Source organism: Haloechinothrix salitolerans (genome assembly GCF_042662605.1).
GTDB lineage: Bacteria > Actinomycetota > Actinomycetes > Mycobacteriales > Pseudonocardiaceae > Haloechinothrix_A > Haloechinothrix_A salitolerans.
The window spans coordinates 3,710,050-3,724,022 of record NZ_JBHSXX010000001.1 but is presented as its reverse complement, the minus strand read 5'-3'; the positions used below and the strand labels follow the sequence as shown (position 1 = coordinate 3,724,022).

General features: G+C 68.4%; 15 protein-coding genes. 6 read left to right on the top strand and 9 right to left on the bottom strand.

Features of this window, described 5'->3' with window-relative positions:
* Window positions 1-3: 3 nt before the first annotated feature.
* The gene (locus ACFQGD_RS17660; RefSeq protein WP_345403039.1) at window positions 4-276 is read right to left on the bottom strand and encodes a hypothetical protein; all 273 of its coding nucleotides are present in this window, start codon (window positions 274-276) and stop codon (window positions 4-6) included.
* A gap of 164 nt (window positions 277-440) precedes the next feature.
* Between ACFQGD_RS17660 and ACFQGD_RS17655 the strand changes: the two genes are divergently transcribed.
* A complete protein-coding gene (locus tag ACFQGD_RS17655; RefSeq protein WP_345403042.1) occupies window positions 441-1,091 on the top strand; it encodes a Crp/Fnr family transcriptional regulator in 651 nt (216 codons plus the stop codon).
* A 129-nt stretch (window positions 1,092-1,220) separates the two neighbouring features.
* Window positions 1,221-1,556 (top strand): hypothetical protein, encoded by a 336-nt coding sequence (locus tag ACFQGD_RS17650; RefSeq protein ID WP_390221069.1) that lies wholly within the window; start codon window positions 1,221-1,223, stop codon window positions 1,554-1,556.
* Window positions 1,557-1,626: 70 nt separating this feature from the next.
* Here ACFQGD_RS17650 and ACFQGD_RS17645 read toward each other — a convergent pair whose 3' ends face one another.
* The 3 genes from ACFQGD_RS17645 to ACFQGD_RS17635 are packed head-to-tail and all read right to left on the bottom strand — an operon-like array spanning window position 1,627 to window position 4,186.
* Window positions 1,627-2,472: a metal ABC transporter permease gene (locus ACFQGD_RS17645; RefSeq protein ID WP_345403048.1), complete on the bottom strand. Its 846-nt coding sequence runs from the start codon at window positions 2,470-2,472 to the stop codon at window positions 1,627-1,629.
* Window positions 2,463-3,203, bottom strand: coding sequence for a metal ABC transporter ATP-binding protein (locus ACFQGD_RS17640; RefSeq protein ID WP_345403051.1), 741 nt, complete (start codon window positions 3,201-3,203; stop codon window positions 2,463-2,465). The genes ACFQGD_RS17645 and ACFQGD_RS17640 overlap by 10 nt, the downstream gene beginning before the upstream one ends.
* Window positions 3,200-4,186, bottom strand: coding sequence for a metal ABC transporter substrate-binding protein (locus tag ACFQGD_RS17635; protein WP_345403054.1), 987 nt, complete (start codon window positions 4,184-4,186; stop codon window positions 3,200-3,202). Before ACFQGD_RS17635 ends, ACFQGD_RS17640 begins: the two co-directional genes overlap by 4 nt.
* Before the next feature lie 159 nt (window positions 4,187-4,345).
* On the opposite strand from ACFQGD_RS17635, the gene ACFQGD_RS17630 reads away from it, so the two are divergent.
* Complete coding sequence (locus tag ACFQGD_RS17630; RefSeq protein WP_345403057.1) at window positions 4,346-5,947, top strand: winged helix-turn-helix domain-containing tetratricopeptide repeat protein; 1,602 nt, start codon at window positions 4,346-4,348, stop codon at window positions 5,945-5,947.
* 59 nt (window positions 5,948-6,006) lie between these two features.
* On the opposite strand, the gene ACFQGD_RS17625 is transcribed toward ACFQGD_RS17630, so the two are convergent.
* The 5 genes from ACFQGD_RS17625 to ACFQGD_RS17605 all read right to left on the bottom strand — a co-directional run bounded on the left by ACFQGD_RS17625 (window position 6,007) and on the right by ACFQGD_RS17605 (window position 11,203).
* Window positions 6,007-6,678: a hypothetical protein gene (locus tag ACFQGD_RS17625; RefSeq protein ID WP_345403060.1), complete on the bottom strand. Its 672-nt coding sequence runs from the start codon at window positions 6,676-6,678 to the stop codon at window positions 6,007-6,009.
* A gap of 22 nt (window positions 6,679-6,700) precedes the next feature.
* Window positions 6,701-7,537: a class I SAM-dependent methyltransferase gene (locus tag ACFQGD_RS17620; protein ID WP_345403063.1), complete on the bottom strand. Its 837-nt coding sequence runs from the start codon at window positions 7,535-7,537 to the stop codon at window positions 6,701-6,703.
* Window positions 7,538-7,657: 120 nt separating this feature from the next.
* Entirely contained in the window at window positions 7,658-9,331 is a 1,674-nt protein-coding gene (locus ACFQGD_RS17615) for a helix-turn-helix transcriptional regulator (protein WP_345403066.1), read from the bottom strand.
* Window positions 9,332-9,393: 62 nt separating this feature from the next.
* A complete protein-coding gene (locus tag ACFQGD_RS17610) occupies window positions 9,394-10,371 on the bottom strand; it encodes a patatin-like phospholipase family protein (RefSeq protein ID WP_345403069.1) in 978 nt (325 codons plus the stop codon).
* Between the two features lie 82 nt (window positions 10,372-10,453).
* On the bottom strand, window positions 10,454-11,203 hold the full coding sequence (locus tag ACFQGD_RS17605) for a class I SAM-dependent methyltransferase (protein ID WP_345403072.1): 750 nt from the start codon (window positions 11,201-11,203) through the stop codon (window positions 10,454-10,456).
* A gap of 89 nt (window positions 11,204-11,292) precedes the next feature.
* Here ACFQGD_RS17605 and ACFQGD_RS17600 point away from each other — a divergent pair, with 89 nt between their 5' ends.
* The 3 genes from ACFQGD_RS17600 to ACFQGD_RS17590 all read left to right on the top strand — a co-directional run bounded on the left by ACFQGD_RS17600 (window position 11,293) and on the right by ACFQGD_RS17590 (window position 13,941).
* Window positions 11,293-12,219 (top strand): AraC family transcriptional regulator, encoded by a 927-nt coding sequence (locus ACFQGD_RS17600; RefSeq protein ID WP_345403075.1) that lies wholly within the window; start codon window positions 11,293-11,295, stop codon window positions 12,217-12,219.
* Window positions 12,220-12,430: 211 nt separating this feature from the next.
* Entirely contained in the window at window positions 12,431-13,204 is a 774-nt protein-coding gene (gene erm, locus ACFQGD_RS17595) for a 23S ribosomal RNA methyltransferase Erm (protein WP_345403078.1), read from the top strand.
* A 155-nt stretch (window positions 13,205-13,359) separates the two neighbouring features.
* Window positions 13,360-13,941: a dihydrofolate reductase family protein gene (locus tag ACFQGD_RS17590; protein WP_345403081.1), complete on the top strand. Its 582-nt coding sequence runs from the start codon at window positions 13,360-13,362 to the stop codon at window positions 13,939-13,941.
* The last annotated feature ends 32 nt before the right edge of the window (window positions 13,942-13,973 follow it).

The window sequence follows — 13,973 nt, the reverse complement described above, 5'->3', positions numbered from 1 at the left end:
CGATCACCACCAGTAGGCCGTGTAGCCGTACGAGTGGGAGTAGGTGTACGAGACCTCCTCCCACTCCCCGGTCCCGTCCGGGTCGCAGCGGTAGGTTCTGAGCGTCCCGTCGGGTGAGTACACCTCGATCTCCTCGCCCGGCTTGTAGTACTTGCCGTTCCACTCGCAGTACCGCAGGACCGGTTCGGTCGGCAGCGCGAGGGCCGCCGGTGCCTGCAGTACGCCGAACGCGATCGCCGCGCCCGCCGCGACGCCGAGCTTCACTAGGTAGCTCATCGTTCTCTCCGTGATCTCTTGGTGGTCGGACGAATGAGATTCCAGCGTCGCCCCTGGTGACGTCGCCGTCTGTCGTGATGGCGACACTTCCAGCGTGCGCGCCGGCAGCGTCGGTACCGTCGTCTCGCCGATGCGCGCATCTCCGCACGCTGCACAATAGGTACATGACTCACCTGGCGTCGCTGAGCGGCGACGACCGCCGCAAGCTGCGCGAAGCAGGCAAACCGAGGCGGTACGGCCGCAGAGAGATCATCTGGCACGAAGGCGACCCTGGAGACACGCTGCATTTCATCGACGAGGGTCGGGTGGCGGTGCGCGTGACCACACCCATGGGCGAAATGGTCACGCTGTCGATTCTCGGTAAAGGTGACGCCTTCGGTGAGCTGGCGTTGCTTGATCCAGGGAGCGTGCGAACGGCTACGGTGATCACGCTGGAACCGACGATGACGCTGGCGATCCACCGCGACAGCTTTCACGCGCTGCGGAATGAGTCGAGCACGATCGACGCCTTCCTGTTGTCGATGATGAGCGCGTATGTGCGCAGGCTCAGCGGCCAGGTTCTCGAGGCGCTGTACCTACCGGTGGACAAGCGAGTGGAACGGCAGCTCGCCCGCTTGGCGACCTTGTATGCCGACCGCGCTGGCCGCGACGCGACGGTCGCCATTCCGCTCACCCAGGAGGAGATCGCCGGCCTAGCGGGTACCACGCGCGCCACCGTCAACCGCGTGCTGCGTGAGCTCGAGGACGCGGCGATCGTTTCCCTCTCCCGGGGCCGGGTTACCGTTACCGACCCGCGCCGCCTGAGCGCTCGCTGATCACGCCGCATCGGAGGCAGTCTGAGCCTGGCAGGGGCCGACCAACATCACCTGGGTGACGTTTCAATTTGACATGCGTACCTATGCATTCGACGCTGGGCGGTATCCAGCCGGGTCCAAGGAGGAACCATGACGACGGCGACCGAGCACCGCCCTGCCGAACACCACAACCACACCCACGGACCCGGCTGCGGGCACGCGTCGGTCATCCACGGCGACCACGTCGACTACCTGCACGATGGGCACGTCCACCGCGAGCACCACGACACCAACGGCGTGCACTACGACGAGTGCACCACCTGCTCCTGCGCGAACTGCGCCGACTCCTGCGCGATGTGCGAGTGCGCCGACTGCAGCTGCCCTACCTGCAACCACGCCCAATGCCAGTGCGCGTCATGCAACGACGCGTGCAGCAGCTGCACCTGCACGGACTGCACCTGCCCCACCTGCGAGCACGCTGCCTGACAGCGCGATATCGCCGTGCTCCCCCACGGTCCGCCACTGCGGGCGATGCGTGGCCACGGACTCTGGTGCGTCACGCCCTCGCGGTGCGGGCTGCGCGTGGCGCGTTCCGCAGCACGGCGATGACGGCGGCGAGGGGCACTTCGGCGGTGGCGAGCAGCGCGACGACAGGGCCGGTCGGCAACCCGGCGTGATAGCTGACGAGTAGGCCGAGTAGGCCCGCCGCGACGCCGCCCGCGGTGGCGCAGCCGAGCAGCGTGGATGTGCGCTGGCAGAGCAGCCGTGCCGCGACGGCGGGCGCGAGCGACAGCGTCAGCGCCATGAGCACCCCGACGCTGGAGAGTCCAATCACGACGACGACGGCGAGGCCGAGCACAACACCCGTGTCGACAAGTGCGACAGGGAGTCCGAGGGTGCGGGCGTGCTGCGGGTCAAACGTGGTAGCGCTCAGCACCGGCCGGAGCCACAGCACCGCGAACACGATTACCAGCGCGAGACCGATGTCGACCGCGACGTCCATGCTGGTCACGGTGAGCGGGTTGCCGAAAAGCACGTGTTGCAGCGCACGGGGATCGCGCTGCAACGTCAGACCGAGCACGCCAAGGGCGAACAGCCCTTGCCCGACCAATCCGATCGAGGAGTCTTCTGGCACCTTCACCCTGATGACGAGCAGCGCGATCAGAGAGGCCATCACGATCGCGGTGACCAGCGCTCCCGCGATCAGGCTGGTGCCGAGCAGCGCGGCGGACGCCACTCCAGCCAGCACGCCGTGGCTGAGGGCGTCGGTGAGGTACACCAGCCGTCGCTGCATGGCCCACGCGCCTGCCAGTGGCGCGGCGACGCCGATGGCGAGGGTCGCCAGCGTGGCGTGCTGGAAGAACGTGTACTGAAATGGTTCGGTCAGCAGCGTCAACGCCACGCCGGCTCACCCGCCTGGTGCGGCATATCGCGGGTGTCATGCGGTGAGAGCAACGGCGGGGCGTGCAGCCGTCCAGACTCGAGCGTCAGCACGCGACTGAAAAAGCGGTGAGCGAGATGCTCTTCGTGGAGTGCGCACAGCACGGCGACACCGGCCCCCCGCAGCTGGTGCAAGTGCTCGCCGAGGGTGTCGCGGGTGTCGGCGTCGACACCGGCGAACGGCTCGTCCAGCAGCAAGACGTCGGGGCGCTGCACCAACGCACGGGCCAGCAGCACCCGTTGCCGCTGGCCGCCGGAGAGGGTGTTGATCGGACGTCGTGCCAGCGGAGTAAGTCCGACCCGCGCGATGGCGTCGGCGATCGCCTCGCGATCGGCCTTGCCGCGACCTGCCCGCGGGCGTCGGCGTCGGAGCAGCCCAAACCCGACGACGTCGCTGACGTTGAGTGGCAGGTCCCATCGAATGCCGTGACCACCGCCACTGGTCTGGGCGACGAAGGCGACGCTCGATGCCCGATGTCGTGTCGACGGCACATCGACGTCACCGCGATACGGCTGGAGTCCAGCGATGGCGCGGAGCAGGCTCGACTTTCCCGCCCCGTTCTGGCCGAGCAGGGCGACGCCTTCGGTGGCGTACACGGTGAGATGCACCGAGCGCAGCACAAGCGAACTGCCGAAGCTCACCGTGAGGTCGCGCACCGACAGCACGGCATCCATCGGGGCGTCCGGCGTCATCGGCAGTCCAGTCCGGCCTGGAGCGCGTCCGCGTTGGCGTGCATGCGGCTGACGTAGTCGCCGCCGTCGGCGCCGTCGCCCGACGTGGGTGCGAACTCGATCACCGCGAGCACCCCGACCTCGGCGCCCGCCTCGTCGGCGACGGCGCGAGCGAGTTTGGCCGGGATGCCTTCCTCGGCGAAGATCGTGCTCACGTTGGCGCGGCGCGCCTCGGTGGCGATCCGCGCGAGTGTCCCTGGGTCAGGTTCGTGCTCCGGAGACAAGCCCGCGATCGGCACCTGCTCGAGGTCGTAGCGGTCAGCGAGGTAGCCGAACGCCGCGTGGTTGGTGATCAGTGTTCGTGACGCGCAGTCGGACGTCGCATCCCGCAGATGGCGGTGAACGTCTCGCAGCTGCACCTTCAGTTCGTCGCGTCGCTGTTCGAACGAGGCGCGACGCTCGGGGCGTTCCCTCGCGAGAGTTTCGGTGACTGCGTCGGCGACGCGCTGGTAGCGCAGCGGGTCGAGCCACACATGCGGATCGACCGCCCGCTGGTCACCGGAGTGATCGTGGGAGTCCTCGTCAGCGTGCCTGTCTCCACCATGGCCGTGGTGATGCTTGTCGGCGTGCAGCAGGTCCAACTCCGAAACCGCGAGGATGTCGAGCGCGGTCATGTCGCCGGAACGTTGCCGGACCACGTCGGTCACCTCGGGCTGGTAGTCCTCACCGGCGTAGATCATCACCTCGGCTTCTTCCGCCGCGGCTCTGGCAGGGCCGGTCAGGGTGAGATCGTGTGGCTCGGTACCCGGCGGGGTAAGCCCGGTGACCTCGGCATCAGGCCCGCCAATCCGCTCGGCGAGGAACCGCAACGGATAGAACCCGGCGGCCACCTTGACGGGCCCGGAGTCGCTCTGGTCGTCCGCGGCGCCCGGTGAACAACCGGAGGCCATTCCCACGACCGCCGCGATCGCCACGGCCCTGCTGATTCGCACTCCGGTCGTCACGTCACGCTCCAGGAACAATCTGTATCGACAATCATTTTCATTAGGAGCATACAGGTGTCCCACCGGGCCGCGACACCCTCCCGTGACCACCTGCGCTCGGGCGGCCGCGGGCGACGCGATCATCACGGTCCGTTATGCCCTAGGTGGTATTTTCGTCATGTGGCGCTCTACTTCGGGGACTGCGTGCTCGACCGCAGCCGCTACGAGCTCCGCCGCGCCGGAGAGGTCGTAGCGATCGAGCCGCGAGCGCTACGAGTGCTGCTGCACCTGATCGACCACCGCGATAGGGCGGTGCCAAAGGAAGAACTGCTGGACTGTGTCTGGGGGAATCGGTTCGTCAGTGAGTCAGCGCTCAGCGCCCAAATCAAAGGCGCACGTAGGGCGATCGGCGATACCGGACGTGACCAGCGCATGGTGAAAACCGTGCACGGGCGTGGCTACATGTTCGTCGCTCCCGTCGTCTGCGACGGGACGGATGGAGAAGCTACCGGGACGCCGGATACAGCCCGTCAGGAGGCGGGACCCGTTGGCCGGTCAGAGCGGCCCGCGCCCACGGCCCACGACCGGCCGGTCGTGGCCGTGCTTCCCTTCACCGACCTCACACCGTCCCCAGGTAGTCGGCACGTGGCCAGAGGCCTCACCCACGATGTGATCGCCGCCTTGTCAAAGCATCGCTGGATCCGTGTGCTGACCGCGGCGGCGACGGCGGGCCTGAAAGATGTTCCTGACGTCGTCCCCCGACTCCATGAGGAGTTCGGCGCCCGCTACGCCGTCGAGGGCACCATCCGTCTCGACGGGCAGCGGCTCCGAGTCACCGCCACCCTCACCGATACGGCGGCGGGCGTGTGTCTCTGGGCCGATCGCTTCGACCGCGAATTCAAGGATCTCTTCGACGTGCTCGACGAGATGACCGAGGTGATAGTGGCGACGGTCGAACCCGAGGTCGGCTACGCCGAACGCAGCCGGAGCAGCACCCGTCCACACACCGACCTTCGTACCTGGGACTTGTTTCATCTCGGCGTCGACCGCTTTTTCCAGTTCACAAGGGATGGCAATGTCGAGGCCCAGCGAATGCTGCGCCAGTGCCGGGAACAGGACCCCGACTTTCCCGATGCGCACGCCTGGTGGGCCTATGCCGTCGTGCTGGGGATGGTCTACTGGGACACTGATCCTAAGCCCGACCTGCTCGATGCCGCTCTCGACGCCACGAGCAAGGCGCTGCGAACGGACGACCAGAATGCCCTGTTCCACGTGCTGCACGGCCGCGTGCGGCTCGCCCGCCGCGAGTATCAGGCTGCCCTCGTCGCCAACCAGCGGGCCATCGAGCTGAATCCGACGTTCGCGGCGGCGTACTGCGGGCTGGGTGACTCGCTGTGTTACGAAGGCCGCTACGACGAGGCACTCGTCCAATTCGAACGTTCGGTGACACTCGGCTCGCATGACCCTCAGTTGTGGGCCTTCCTCACCTACGGTGCGTTGGCTCTGCTGTTCTCTCACCGCTTCGACGACGCGATCACATGGGCGGAGCGGGCATCATCCATCCCCAACTGCCAGTACTGGACGACAGCACATCGGCTGGTGGCCTTGGCGCATTCTGGACGCACCCCGCAGGCGTCGGCCGCCGTTCCGGCATTGCTCGAGCAGTGTCCGATGTTCTCGATCGACTATGCCGATCGGAAGCTGTTTTACCTCAAGCGACCAGAGCAGCGCGCCATGTATCTGGACGGCCTGCGTGCGGCGGGCGTGCCTGAACAGCGGTAGTCCAATCATGCGGCATCGACGTCGACCAGCTGTCTGATCGACGTCGATGCGCGCGGGCGTCACCCCGTGGCCGCGGCGTGCGTGCGCACCACCGGCGTCGGCACGGTGCCGCGCCACATGTGCACCGCCAACGGCCACAGTGCCACGAGCCCGGCCGCCGCCTGGACGTAGAACTGCACCGCGCCCAGCGGCACGAATCGGGACAGTGCGAGCACGACCAACGCGGTCGCGACGACCTGGCTCCACGGCGAGCCCAGGATGTCGCTGACGAGCACGGCTTTCGCGAAGCCCGCCACGCCGATCGCGAAGGTGATCGCGCTGACCGCCAACACGGGGATGAACACCGGCGCCAGCTCCTGCTGTGCCGCGGCGACGTCGCCACCCGTTCGTGCGACCGCGAACGGCGTGAACTCCAGTCCCGGCAGGATGCCGTACAGGAAGCTGCCGAACAGTACCCACGGCAGCGCCCAGGCGTACCGGTTCTCGCCCGCGTCACGCAGGTGTGCGCGGATCGCGACGAACGCCAGCGCGATCAACACGACACCGAGAATTGTGAGCAAATGCACCACCGCCCACAGCGTCGTGTTCGCCTCTGCGGCGGTGGCGACGGCGTTCGCGTCGGGCAGCCGCGTGATGTACGGATGCCCGACCAGCGCGACGAGCATCACCACGGGCGCCACCGCGAGGGCGGCAGCGCCATAGCGGCTCCTGGTTGTCTTTGTCGAGGTCATGACAAGGCTCCTTCCTGGTTGCTCAGCCGGCTGTTCCGACGCCGAGGTTCATCGCGTTGTGCAATACCGCCCCCGGCGCGCCGTTCGAGCGTTCGCGCAGCATCCCGTCGATGACGCGCCGGACGTCCATCTGTTGCTCGGGGCTGAGCTGCGCGACGACCCGTGCGGCGATCGGGTTGCTTGCCGTGACCGCGTCCCAGTAGTGCGCCGCCGAGCGCACCTCGATGTCCCACGTCGTCACTTCTACCGAGACGTCGGCCAGGCCGGCGTCGATCAGCTTGGTGCGCAACGTTCGCGGGTCGGCTAGCTGGAACGGCAGCGGCGGCGGGTCCGTCGGCGGGAGGACGGCGTCGGGTACCGCCGTCCGTACGGCGGCGAAAAGGAACGCGACGAACTCCGCCCGCGCGACGCCGTGGGCGAAGCCGATGAGCGCGACCTTCCCGCCCGGCTTCGTCACCCGCGCCATCTCGGCGATACCGACGTCGACGTGCGGAAACAGTGTGACGCCGTTGATCGAGCCCGACACGTCGAACGTGTTTTCCGCGAGATCGAGGTGTTCGCCGTCCATCACCTGGCCGCGTAGGTTCGGCAGCTCGCGCGCCCGTTCGTTGAGCCGGTCGATCATGGTCGGCGCGAGGTCCACCGCGAGGACGTCCGCACCCCGCCGTGCCGCCGGGATGGCGAGCGCGCCGCTGCCCGCGCCGATGTCGAGGAGCGTGGTTCCCGGGCCGACGTCGAGCCTGTCAACGACCGTTTCCCCGAACCGCATGGTCAACGGCGATACGCTGTCGTCGAACTCCGCTGCCACCGACTCCCATGCCTGGCGGATCTGTTCGGTGCCCGGTGCTTGTGTGGTCATGGTCCGTCTCCTTGGTGAGCTATGACCTCACCAGCATCGGCCGCGCGAGCCCGGCGGCGCGTCGAAAGAAATGCCCAACTCGCGACGTCGATGCGATATGGGTAGATATGTGTAGCCCGGTCAGCGGTCGGGCACGAGGTCGTGCTCGTAGGCGTAGGCGGTGACACCGGAGCGTGAGGTGACGCCCAGCTTGCCGAACATGTTGCTCAGGTGCCTGGCGACCGTCTTCTCACTGATCGACAGCGCCCGCGCGATGTCGCGGTTGGTGGCCCCGCTCGCCACCAGCCGCACGACGTCCAGCTCGCGGCGCGTCAGCGTGGGGTCCGTGGCAGCCGTGGTCCGGGACAGCCCCATGGCTGCTTCCAGCGCAGGGGCCGCCGCCAGCTTCTCGAACGTTCTACGGGCGGCGTTCAGCTCCAACTCGGCGGTGTCGTGGTCACGCAGTTCGCGGCACGCCTTCGCCATCGACAGCCGCACCTCGGCCGCCTCGTACGGGGCGGCCAGCTCCTGCCATGCCTGCCATGCTCGCCGGAACGAGGCGCACGCGCGGTGAGCGTCGCCGTCCGCGAGCGCGACCGCGCCCCGAGCGGAGGCGGCGACAGCGTGCAGGTACACCGCGTCGAAGTCCGCCGCGAGCTGCTCCAACTCCTCGGTGGCGGTCCGTGCCCCGTCGACGTCGTCAGCGGCGAGCATGATCGTGATGAACGCGCCGAGAATCCTGGCCCGCTCCGTCCGGTCCGCCTCGGACTCGGCGGCGACCCTGCGGATCGCGGCGACGGCGTCATCGAGGCGGCCCTGCGCCAGGCGCAGCATCGCGAGGCCGGGATGGACGTGGTGCCCGCACTCGCCCGCGCGCCGGTAGGCGTCCTCGGCCGCGGCGAACTCGCCGCGCAGCCGCAGCAGCTCGCCCATCTGGTACTGCGCCATGCCCAGCACCGGGTCGCCGGGCGGGTCGGACAGATGCGCACACGCCTGCCCGACCTCATCAATGGCCTCCGACCACTCGCCGTGGAGCTGCATGATCTCCGAGCGGTGGATCAGGCACTGGCCCCGGTACGGTTTCAGCCCTTGCTGGGTGGCGCACCAGCGGCTGAACGCGGCCGTCCATTCCTGGGCACGCCGCAGGTCGAACGTCATCCGGCACGCCATGATCACCGCGCAGTAGATGCGGCCGGTCAGCATGGGCGATACCTCGCCTGCGGTGACGGCGACCATCGCCTCGTCCAGCATGGCCATGCCACGATCCGCCTGGCTCATCTCGATCAACGCTCGCCCACAGCCGAGCCTGCTCCACGCGGCGAGGTCCGGGTCGCCGAAGCGTTCCGCGATCGCCAGGGCCTCGCGGAACCCGTCGTACGCGGCGCGCGGCTCGCCGTCGTTCACCTTCCGCAGCGAGGCCGGGATCAACAGGTAGCCGTGCTCGACGCGCTGGACACCGTCCTCCTCGAGGAGCCGTTGACCGCGCATCCACCAGCCCATCGCCTCTGCCATCCGGCCGGACAGCATCAGCACATAGCCGAGCCAGTACGCGCAACGCACGGAATGCCCAACGTCGCCGTCCTCCTGGAAGGCGTGATGCGCCCGTTGAAAGGCATCGAGGGCGACGGTGTCATGGCCGACCAGGAACGCGACGGTCGCGAGCGCGCAGAGGTCTTCGGCGACCAGACGTGACTGTTCGTCCGCTTCCGCCAGGTCCTCGAAGGCGTCAGCCCAGCGGCCATGCGCATACGCCGCCCGCCCCCGTTCCAGCACCGCCGCGCCCCCCGTGTCACCTGCGGTTTCACGTCGGACCATCCACTCACACTAGACGGCCCAGGCCTCCCGAAGCTACTGCGGTAGCACCCACGGACCCGTGCTCAGCTTCGCGCGGTCATCCCGTCGTCGAGGATCGCGGCCATGGCGTCGTGCCCCGCCGCGAGTCCCGCGGCGATCACCGACCCGTCCGACTCCATTCGCGCCACCCGTGGCGTGTCCGGGCCGGGTCGGATGGCGAGCACCGCTGGTGAGCCGTCCGGGTCCGCGCTGTGGTTCGCCAGCCGTTCCGCCGTCGCGGCGGAGCGGGTCTCCCTGGCGAGGAACGCCGCCCGAGCGCCCGGCGCGGCCCGGCGCAGCCAGGCGTCGGCGATCCGACGCACCACGAGCGGGTCTTGGGCCAGGTCGTCGTTCTTGCGCGAGGTGAGCACCAGCATGTGCGTCGCTCCTGCCGCGAGTGGCGTCTCGAACGGCACCGACTCGGCGACGCCCGCGTCGAGGTACCGCCTGCCCGCCAGCTCGACCGGCTTCCCCGCGACGAGCGGCAGCGCCGCGCTCGCCCGCAACGCGGTGTGCAACGACTCCTTGTCGCTGATCCGCGGATGCAGGTCCACCGCCGACCCGGTGTCGACGTCGGTCGCGAGTGGATGGATGCTAACCGGGTTGGCCAGGATCTCGGCGGCGTTAAGCCCGAGCCTGCGATCGTAGTACTCGCCGATCAACCAGCTGAGATCAACGAGCGGACGACGTCGCAGCAGGTTGGACAGCCTGGAGAACCGCGCGAAGTCGGCCGGTCGCGTCCACGCGTGCATCCCGGTGGCGATGTCGCCGCTGAGCAGCCACGCGGCGGTCAGCGCTCCGGAAGACGCGCCGTACACGGCGTCGAACGCGGACAGCAGGCCACGCTCGTGCAGCGCGAGCGCCATGCCGCCCGCGATGACCCCACGGTTGCCGCCGCCCTCGATCGAGAGCACCACACGATGCCCGTCGGGCCGCTCCCCCGGACGACTACCGGACGCCAGGCGTTCCGCCACCACGGCGAGTACCGGATGCTGCCTGACCACCGCGTCGTTACTGACCATCCGCCCCTCCTGCGCGATCTCCCGCTGGCACCATAGTGGCGCAGCGGTGTCGCGTCGCGGCACGAGGCTTCCCAGGATGCCGCTACGGGTGGGTCGCCCGCACGATGGCGACGCGCCCGAACCGGTGGTCGACGTGCTCGACCTCGCGAGCGTCGGTGAACCCGGCGTCCGCGAGGAGCGTGACGATGCCGTTGCCAGCGTTGCTGGCCAGGATCGGGTTCTGGGCCACGCGCTTGCGCAGGAGCTGGGGCAGGTGCCGCAGGAAGTGGAACGGGCCGTGGCCGTGCTGGTGGTTGTGCTGGTGATCGTGCGCATCGTGAGCGCTGGACGCGTGGCCGCCGAAGTCGAGGATGGTGATGGTGCCGCCCGGCCGGAGGGCGCGCAGCGCATCGCGGGCGAACCCGACCCGCCCGTCGTCGTCGACGTGGTGCAGCGCCAACGACGACACGACGTGGTCCAGCGACGCGTCCTCGGCGGGAATCCGCTCGGCGTACCCTTGAACGAGGGTGAGGGCGACTCCGCGACGACGTGCCTTGCGCGCGGCCCGGCGCAGGCTGTCGCCGTCCGGGTCGAGGCCGGTGACACGTGCGTCCGGCTGCGCCGCGAGGATCGCCAACGACAGGTTGCCCGTTCCGCAACCGACGTCGACCACCGCCTCGCCTGGCCCAACATCGGCGGCCTTTACAGCGCGCCGGTGCAGCGCACGCACGCCCGCCACCTGGCTGAAGACGTCGTACAGCGGCATGAGCCAGGCCTTGCCCATGCCGGGCAGGAACGGGCGGTACCGCTCCTCGGGGGTGCGTTGGTCGATGATGCGGACGTCGGCTGCCATGGGGTCTCCCTGTACTGCTGTGGTAGATCTGGTTGTACTACCAGTCTTGGACATCCTGCGGTTCGGTGGCAGTACAGAAGTCGGGAGCTATGGCACATTCTTCGGTCCAGAGCGCGGCGGGCGCCCCCTCGAGCCTGCGCACGGTGCGACCGGACGGCACACCGATCTACCGCTACGACCAACGCCCAGGCGTGCCTCCGGTCTCGGTGAGCCGGTTCGACACCGAGACCGCGCACGCCGAGCTGCCGGACCACCAGCACGCCCACGACTTCCTCGTCCTGGTCTACGTCGAGGAGGGCGCGGGCACGTTCGCGGTGGACGGCGTCGAGCGGTCGCTGCACGCCGGAGATGTGCACGCGGTGCCTCCCGGGCAAGTCGTCGGCGTTTCGGCTGTCACGGAGCTGGCGCGCTGCCGCGCGTGGTCGGTCGCGTTCACGCCGGACGCGGTGCCTGCCTTGGCAGCGGTCTCACCGTTGGCGTGGGCGCAGCATCCGTTGCTCGCGCTGTTCGCGTCCGACGCGGGGATCGGTCGGGTCGCCGAGCCTGACCGGGAACGGTGGTCGGCGTGGCTGACCGAACTGGCCGGGGAGCTGGCCGATCCGGGACGTCTCGGGGCCAGCGACGTCGTCACCGCACTGCTCACCCGGCTGTTGGTCGCGACCGCGCGACTTACACCCGCGGCGCAGCGCCAGCCGGACCCGCTGGTGGAACGGGTCTTCGACCAGATCGAGACGACGTTCCGCGAGCCGATCTCCGCCACTGACGTCGCCCGCGCACTCGGGTACACGCCGGGGCACCTCACGACGGTGATCCGCGAGCGCACCGGCCGACCGCTGCTGGAGTGGATCACGGAGCGGCGCATGACCGAGGTGCGGCGAATGCTGCGCGAGACCGACCTGCCGCTGGACGTCATCGCCACCCGGACAGGCCTGCGCGACGCGACGTATCTCGTCCGGCGATTTAGGGAGCGCTACGGCATCACACCGCGACGGTGGCGCCGCGGTCAACGCGCGTGACCGGGTTGAAATTCGTGGTGGTCGCACGATCGCCGCTGCTACCATCTCCTCGATGGGTTTACGCATGAATGCCATGTACTTCGTGAGGCCGCGCCGCGCATAGCGGCGGGCTGACTCACCTTTTCGGCTCCGCCGCACATCGGTGTCATCGCCGGTGCGGCCTTGTTGTGCTGCCCGGCTCCGGTTTCTCAGTTGTTTGCGGAGCACACCTATGTCTGCTGCCTATCAAGGCGGGCCACACGAGCTTGGCCAGAACTTCCTCGTCGCCTCATCGGTCATCGGCACGATCACCGACCTCGTTGCCCGAACGAGCGGACCGATCGTCGAACTCGCTGCCGGTGACGGCGCCCTCACGGTGCCGCTGAGCCGCTCGGGCCGACCCATCACCGCCGTTGAGCTTGATCCCAAACGAGCGCGGCGACTCCAGCGTCGTGTCACGAGCAACGTCACGATCGTCCACGCTGACTTGCTACGTTTCCGGCTCCCCCAACACCCACATGTGGTGGTGGCGAATCTTCCGTTCCACCTCACCACCTCGTCACTCAAACGCCTCTTGCCCGCGCGGGGCTGGCAGTCCGCCATCCTGCTGATGCAGTGGGAGGTCGCCCGTCGCCGAGCGGGCGTCGGCGGAGCGACCCTGCTCACCGCTCAATGGTGGCCGTGGTACGAGTTCCGCCTGCATTCGCGCGTGCCCGCCAGAGCCTTTCGGCCTGTGCCCGCCGTTGACGGCGGACTGCTGACCATGACTCGCCGTGCGCATCCCCTGGTGACCGAACGTGCGGCATACCAGCGTTTCGTCCGCGACGTCTTCACTGGCCCCGGCCGGGGCGTGCACGACGTCCTGAGGCGTACAGGCCACATCGACCGTGCCGCGCTGCGGAAATGGCTACAGAAACACCAGGTTTCGCCGCACGCATTGCCGAAAGACCTCGACGCCCAACACTGGGCCTCGCTGTGGCGACAGACCTCGCGGGCCACCTCATGACACGATGCGATGTCACGGCTCGCTGCCACCGAGTGGGCGAGGCGCTAAGCGGCGACGAAACTTCTCCAGAAAATCTCGCTTGGGATGTCGAAGGTGCGCGATCAGCTCCGACGTCTCGACTGAAGATGAAACCTCGTGATGAAGGAGCAACTCTCATGCGCACGTTGATCTACACCGCCTTCCTGTCCCTCGACGGCGTCATCGACTCCCCTGGTGGTGGCCCGGCGGAAACCCATCGCAGCGCGGGCTGGACATTCAACGACATCGAGTTCCAGCCGGAGGTGTACGAGCTCAAAGGCCGGGAGCAGGAGGAGGCATCGGCGCTCATGCTGGGCCGCGTCAGCTATGAGGCGTTCGCGCCGGTGTGGCCGACGATGACCGAGGAGTTCGCTGGCTACAACGCCATGCCCAAGTACGTCGTGTCCACCACGCTCAGCGAGGACGACCTGGTCGACAACTGGGGCGAGACCACCATCCTGCGCTCGCTCGACGAGGTCGCCAAGCTCAAGGACACCGAGGGCGGGCCGATCATCGTCCACGGCAGCGCGAACCTATGCCGCGACCTCGCCGACGCCGGCCTGATCGACCGCTACCACTTGCTGGTGTTCCCGGTCCTGCTCGGCGCGGGCAAGCGGATGTTCAGCGAGTCCGACGTCAACAAGACCAAGCTCGCACTCATCGAGAGCGAGTCCTACTCCAACGGCATTCAGAAGCTCGTCTACGACGTCGTCCACTGAAGCCCATCCTGTTGAGCCGCCGCACACTGACC

Bases quoted from the DNA above. Each gene is read 5' to 3' on its own strand.
- ACFQGD_RS17660 (WP_345403039.1), bottom strand. From the start codon at position 276: ATGAGCTACCTAGTGAAGCTCGGCGTCGCGGCGGGCGCGGCGATCGCG.
- ACFQGD_RS17655 (WP_345403042.1), top strand. From the start codon at position 441: ATGACTCACCTGGCGTCGCTGAGCGGCGACGACCGCCGCAAGCTGCGC.
- ACFQGD_RS17650 (WP_390221069.1), top strand. From the start codon at position 1,221: ATGACGACGGCGACCGAGCACCGCCCTGCCGAACACCACAACCACACC.
- ACFQGD_RS17640 (WP_345403051.1), bottom strand. From the start codon at position 3,203: ATGACGCCGGACGCCCCGATGGATGCCGTGCTGTCGGTGCGCGACCTC.
- ACFQGD_RS17625 (WP_345403060.1), bottom strand. From the start codon at position 6,678: ATGACCTCGACAAAGACAACCAGGAGCCGCTATGGCGCTGCCGCCCTC.
- ACFQGD_RS17620 (WP_345403063.1), bottom strand. From the start codon at position 7,537: ATGACCACACAAGCACCGGGCACCGAACAGATCCGCCAGGCATGGGAG.
- ACFQGD_RS17615 (WP_345403066.1), bottom strand. From the start codon at position 9,331: ATGGTCCGACGTGAAACCGCAGGTGACACGGGGGGCGCGGCGGTGCTG.
- ACFQGD_RS17610 (WP_345403069.1), bottom strand. From the start codon at position 10,371: ATGGTCAGTAACGACGCGGTGGTCAGGCAGCATCCGGTACTCGCCGTG.
- ACFQGD_RS17605 (WP_345403072.1), bottom strand. From the start codon at position 11,203: ATGGCAGCCGACGTCCGCATCATCGACCAACGCACCCCCGAGGAGCGG.
- ACFQGD_RS17600 (WP_345403075.1), top strand. From the start codon at position 11,293: ATGGCACATTCTTCGGTCCAGAGCGCGGCGGGCGCCCCCTCGAGCCTG.
- erm (WP_345403078.1), top strand. From the start codon at position 12,431: ATGTCTGCTGCCTATCAAGGCGGGCCACACGAGCTTGGCCAGAACTTC.
- ACFQGD_RS17590 (WP_345403081.1), top strand. From the start codon at position 13,360: ATGCGCACGTTGATCTACACCGCCTTCCTGTCCCTCGACGGCGTCATC.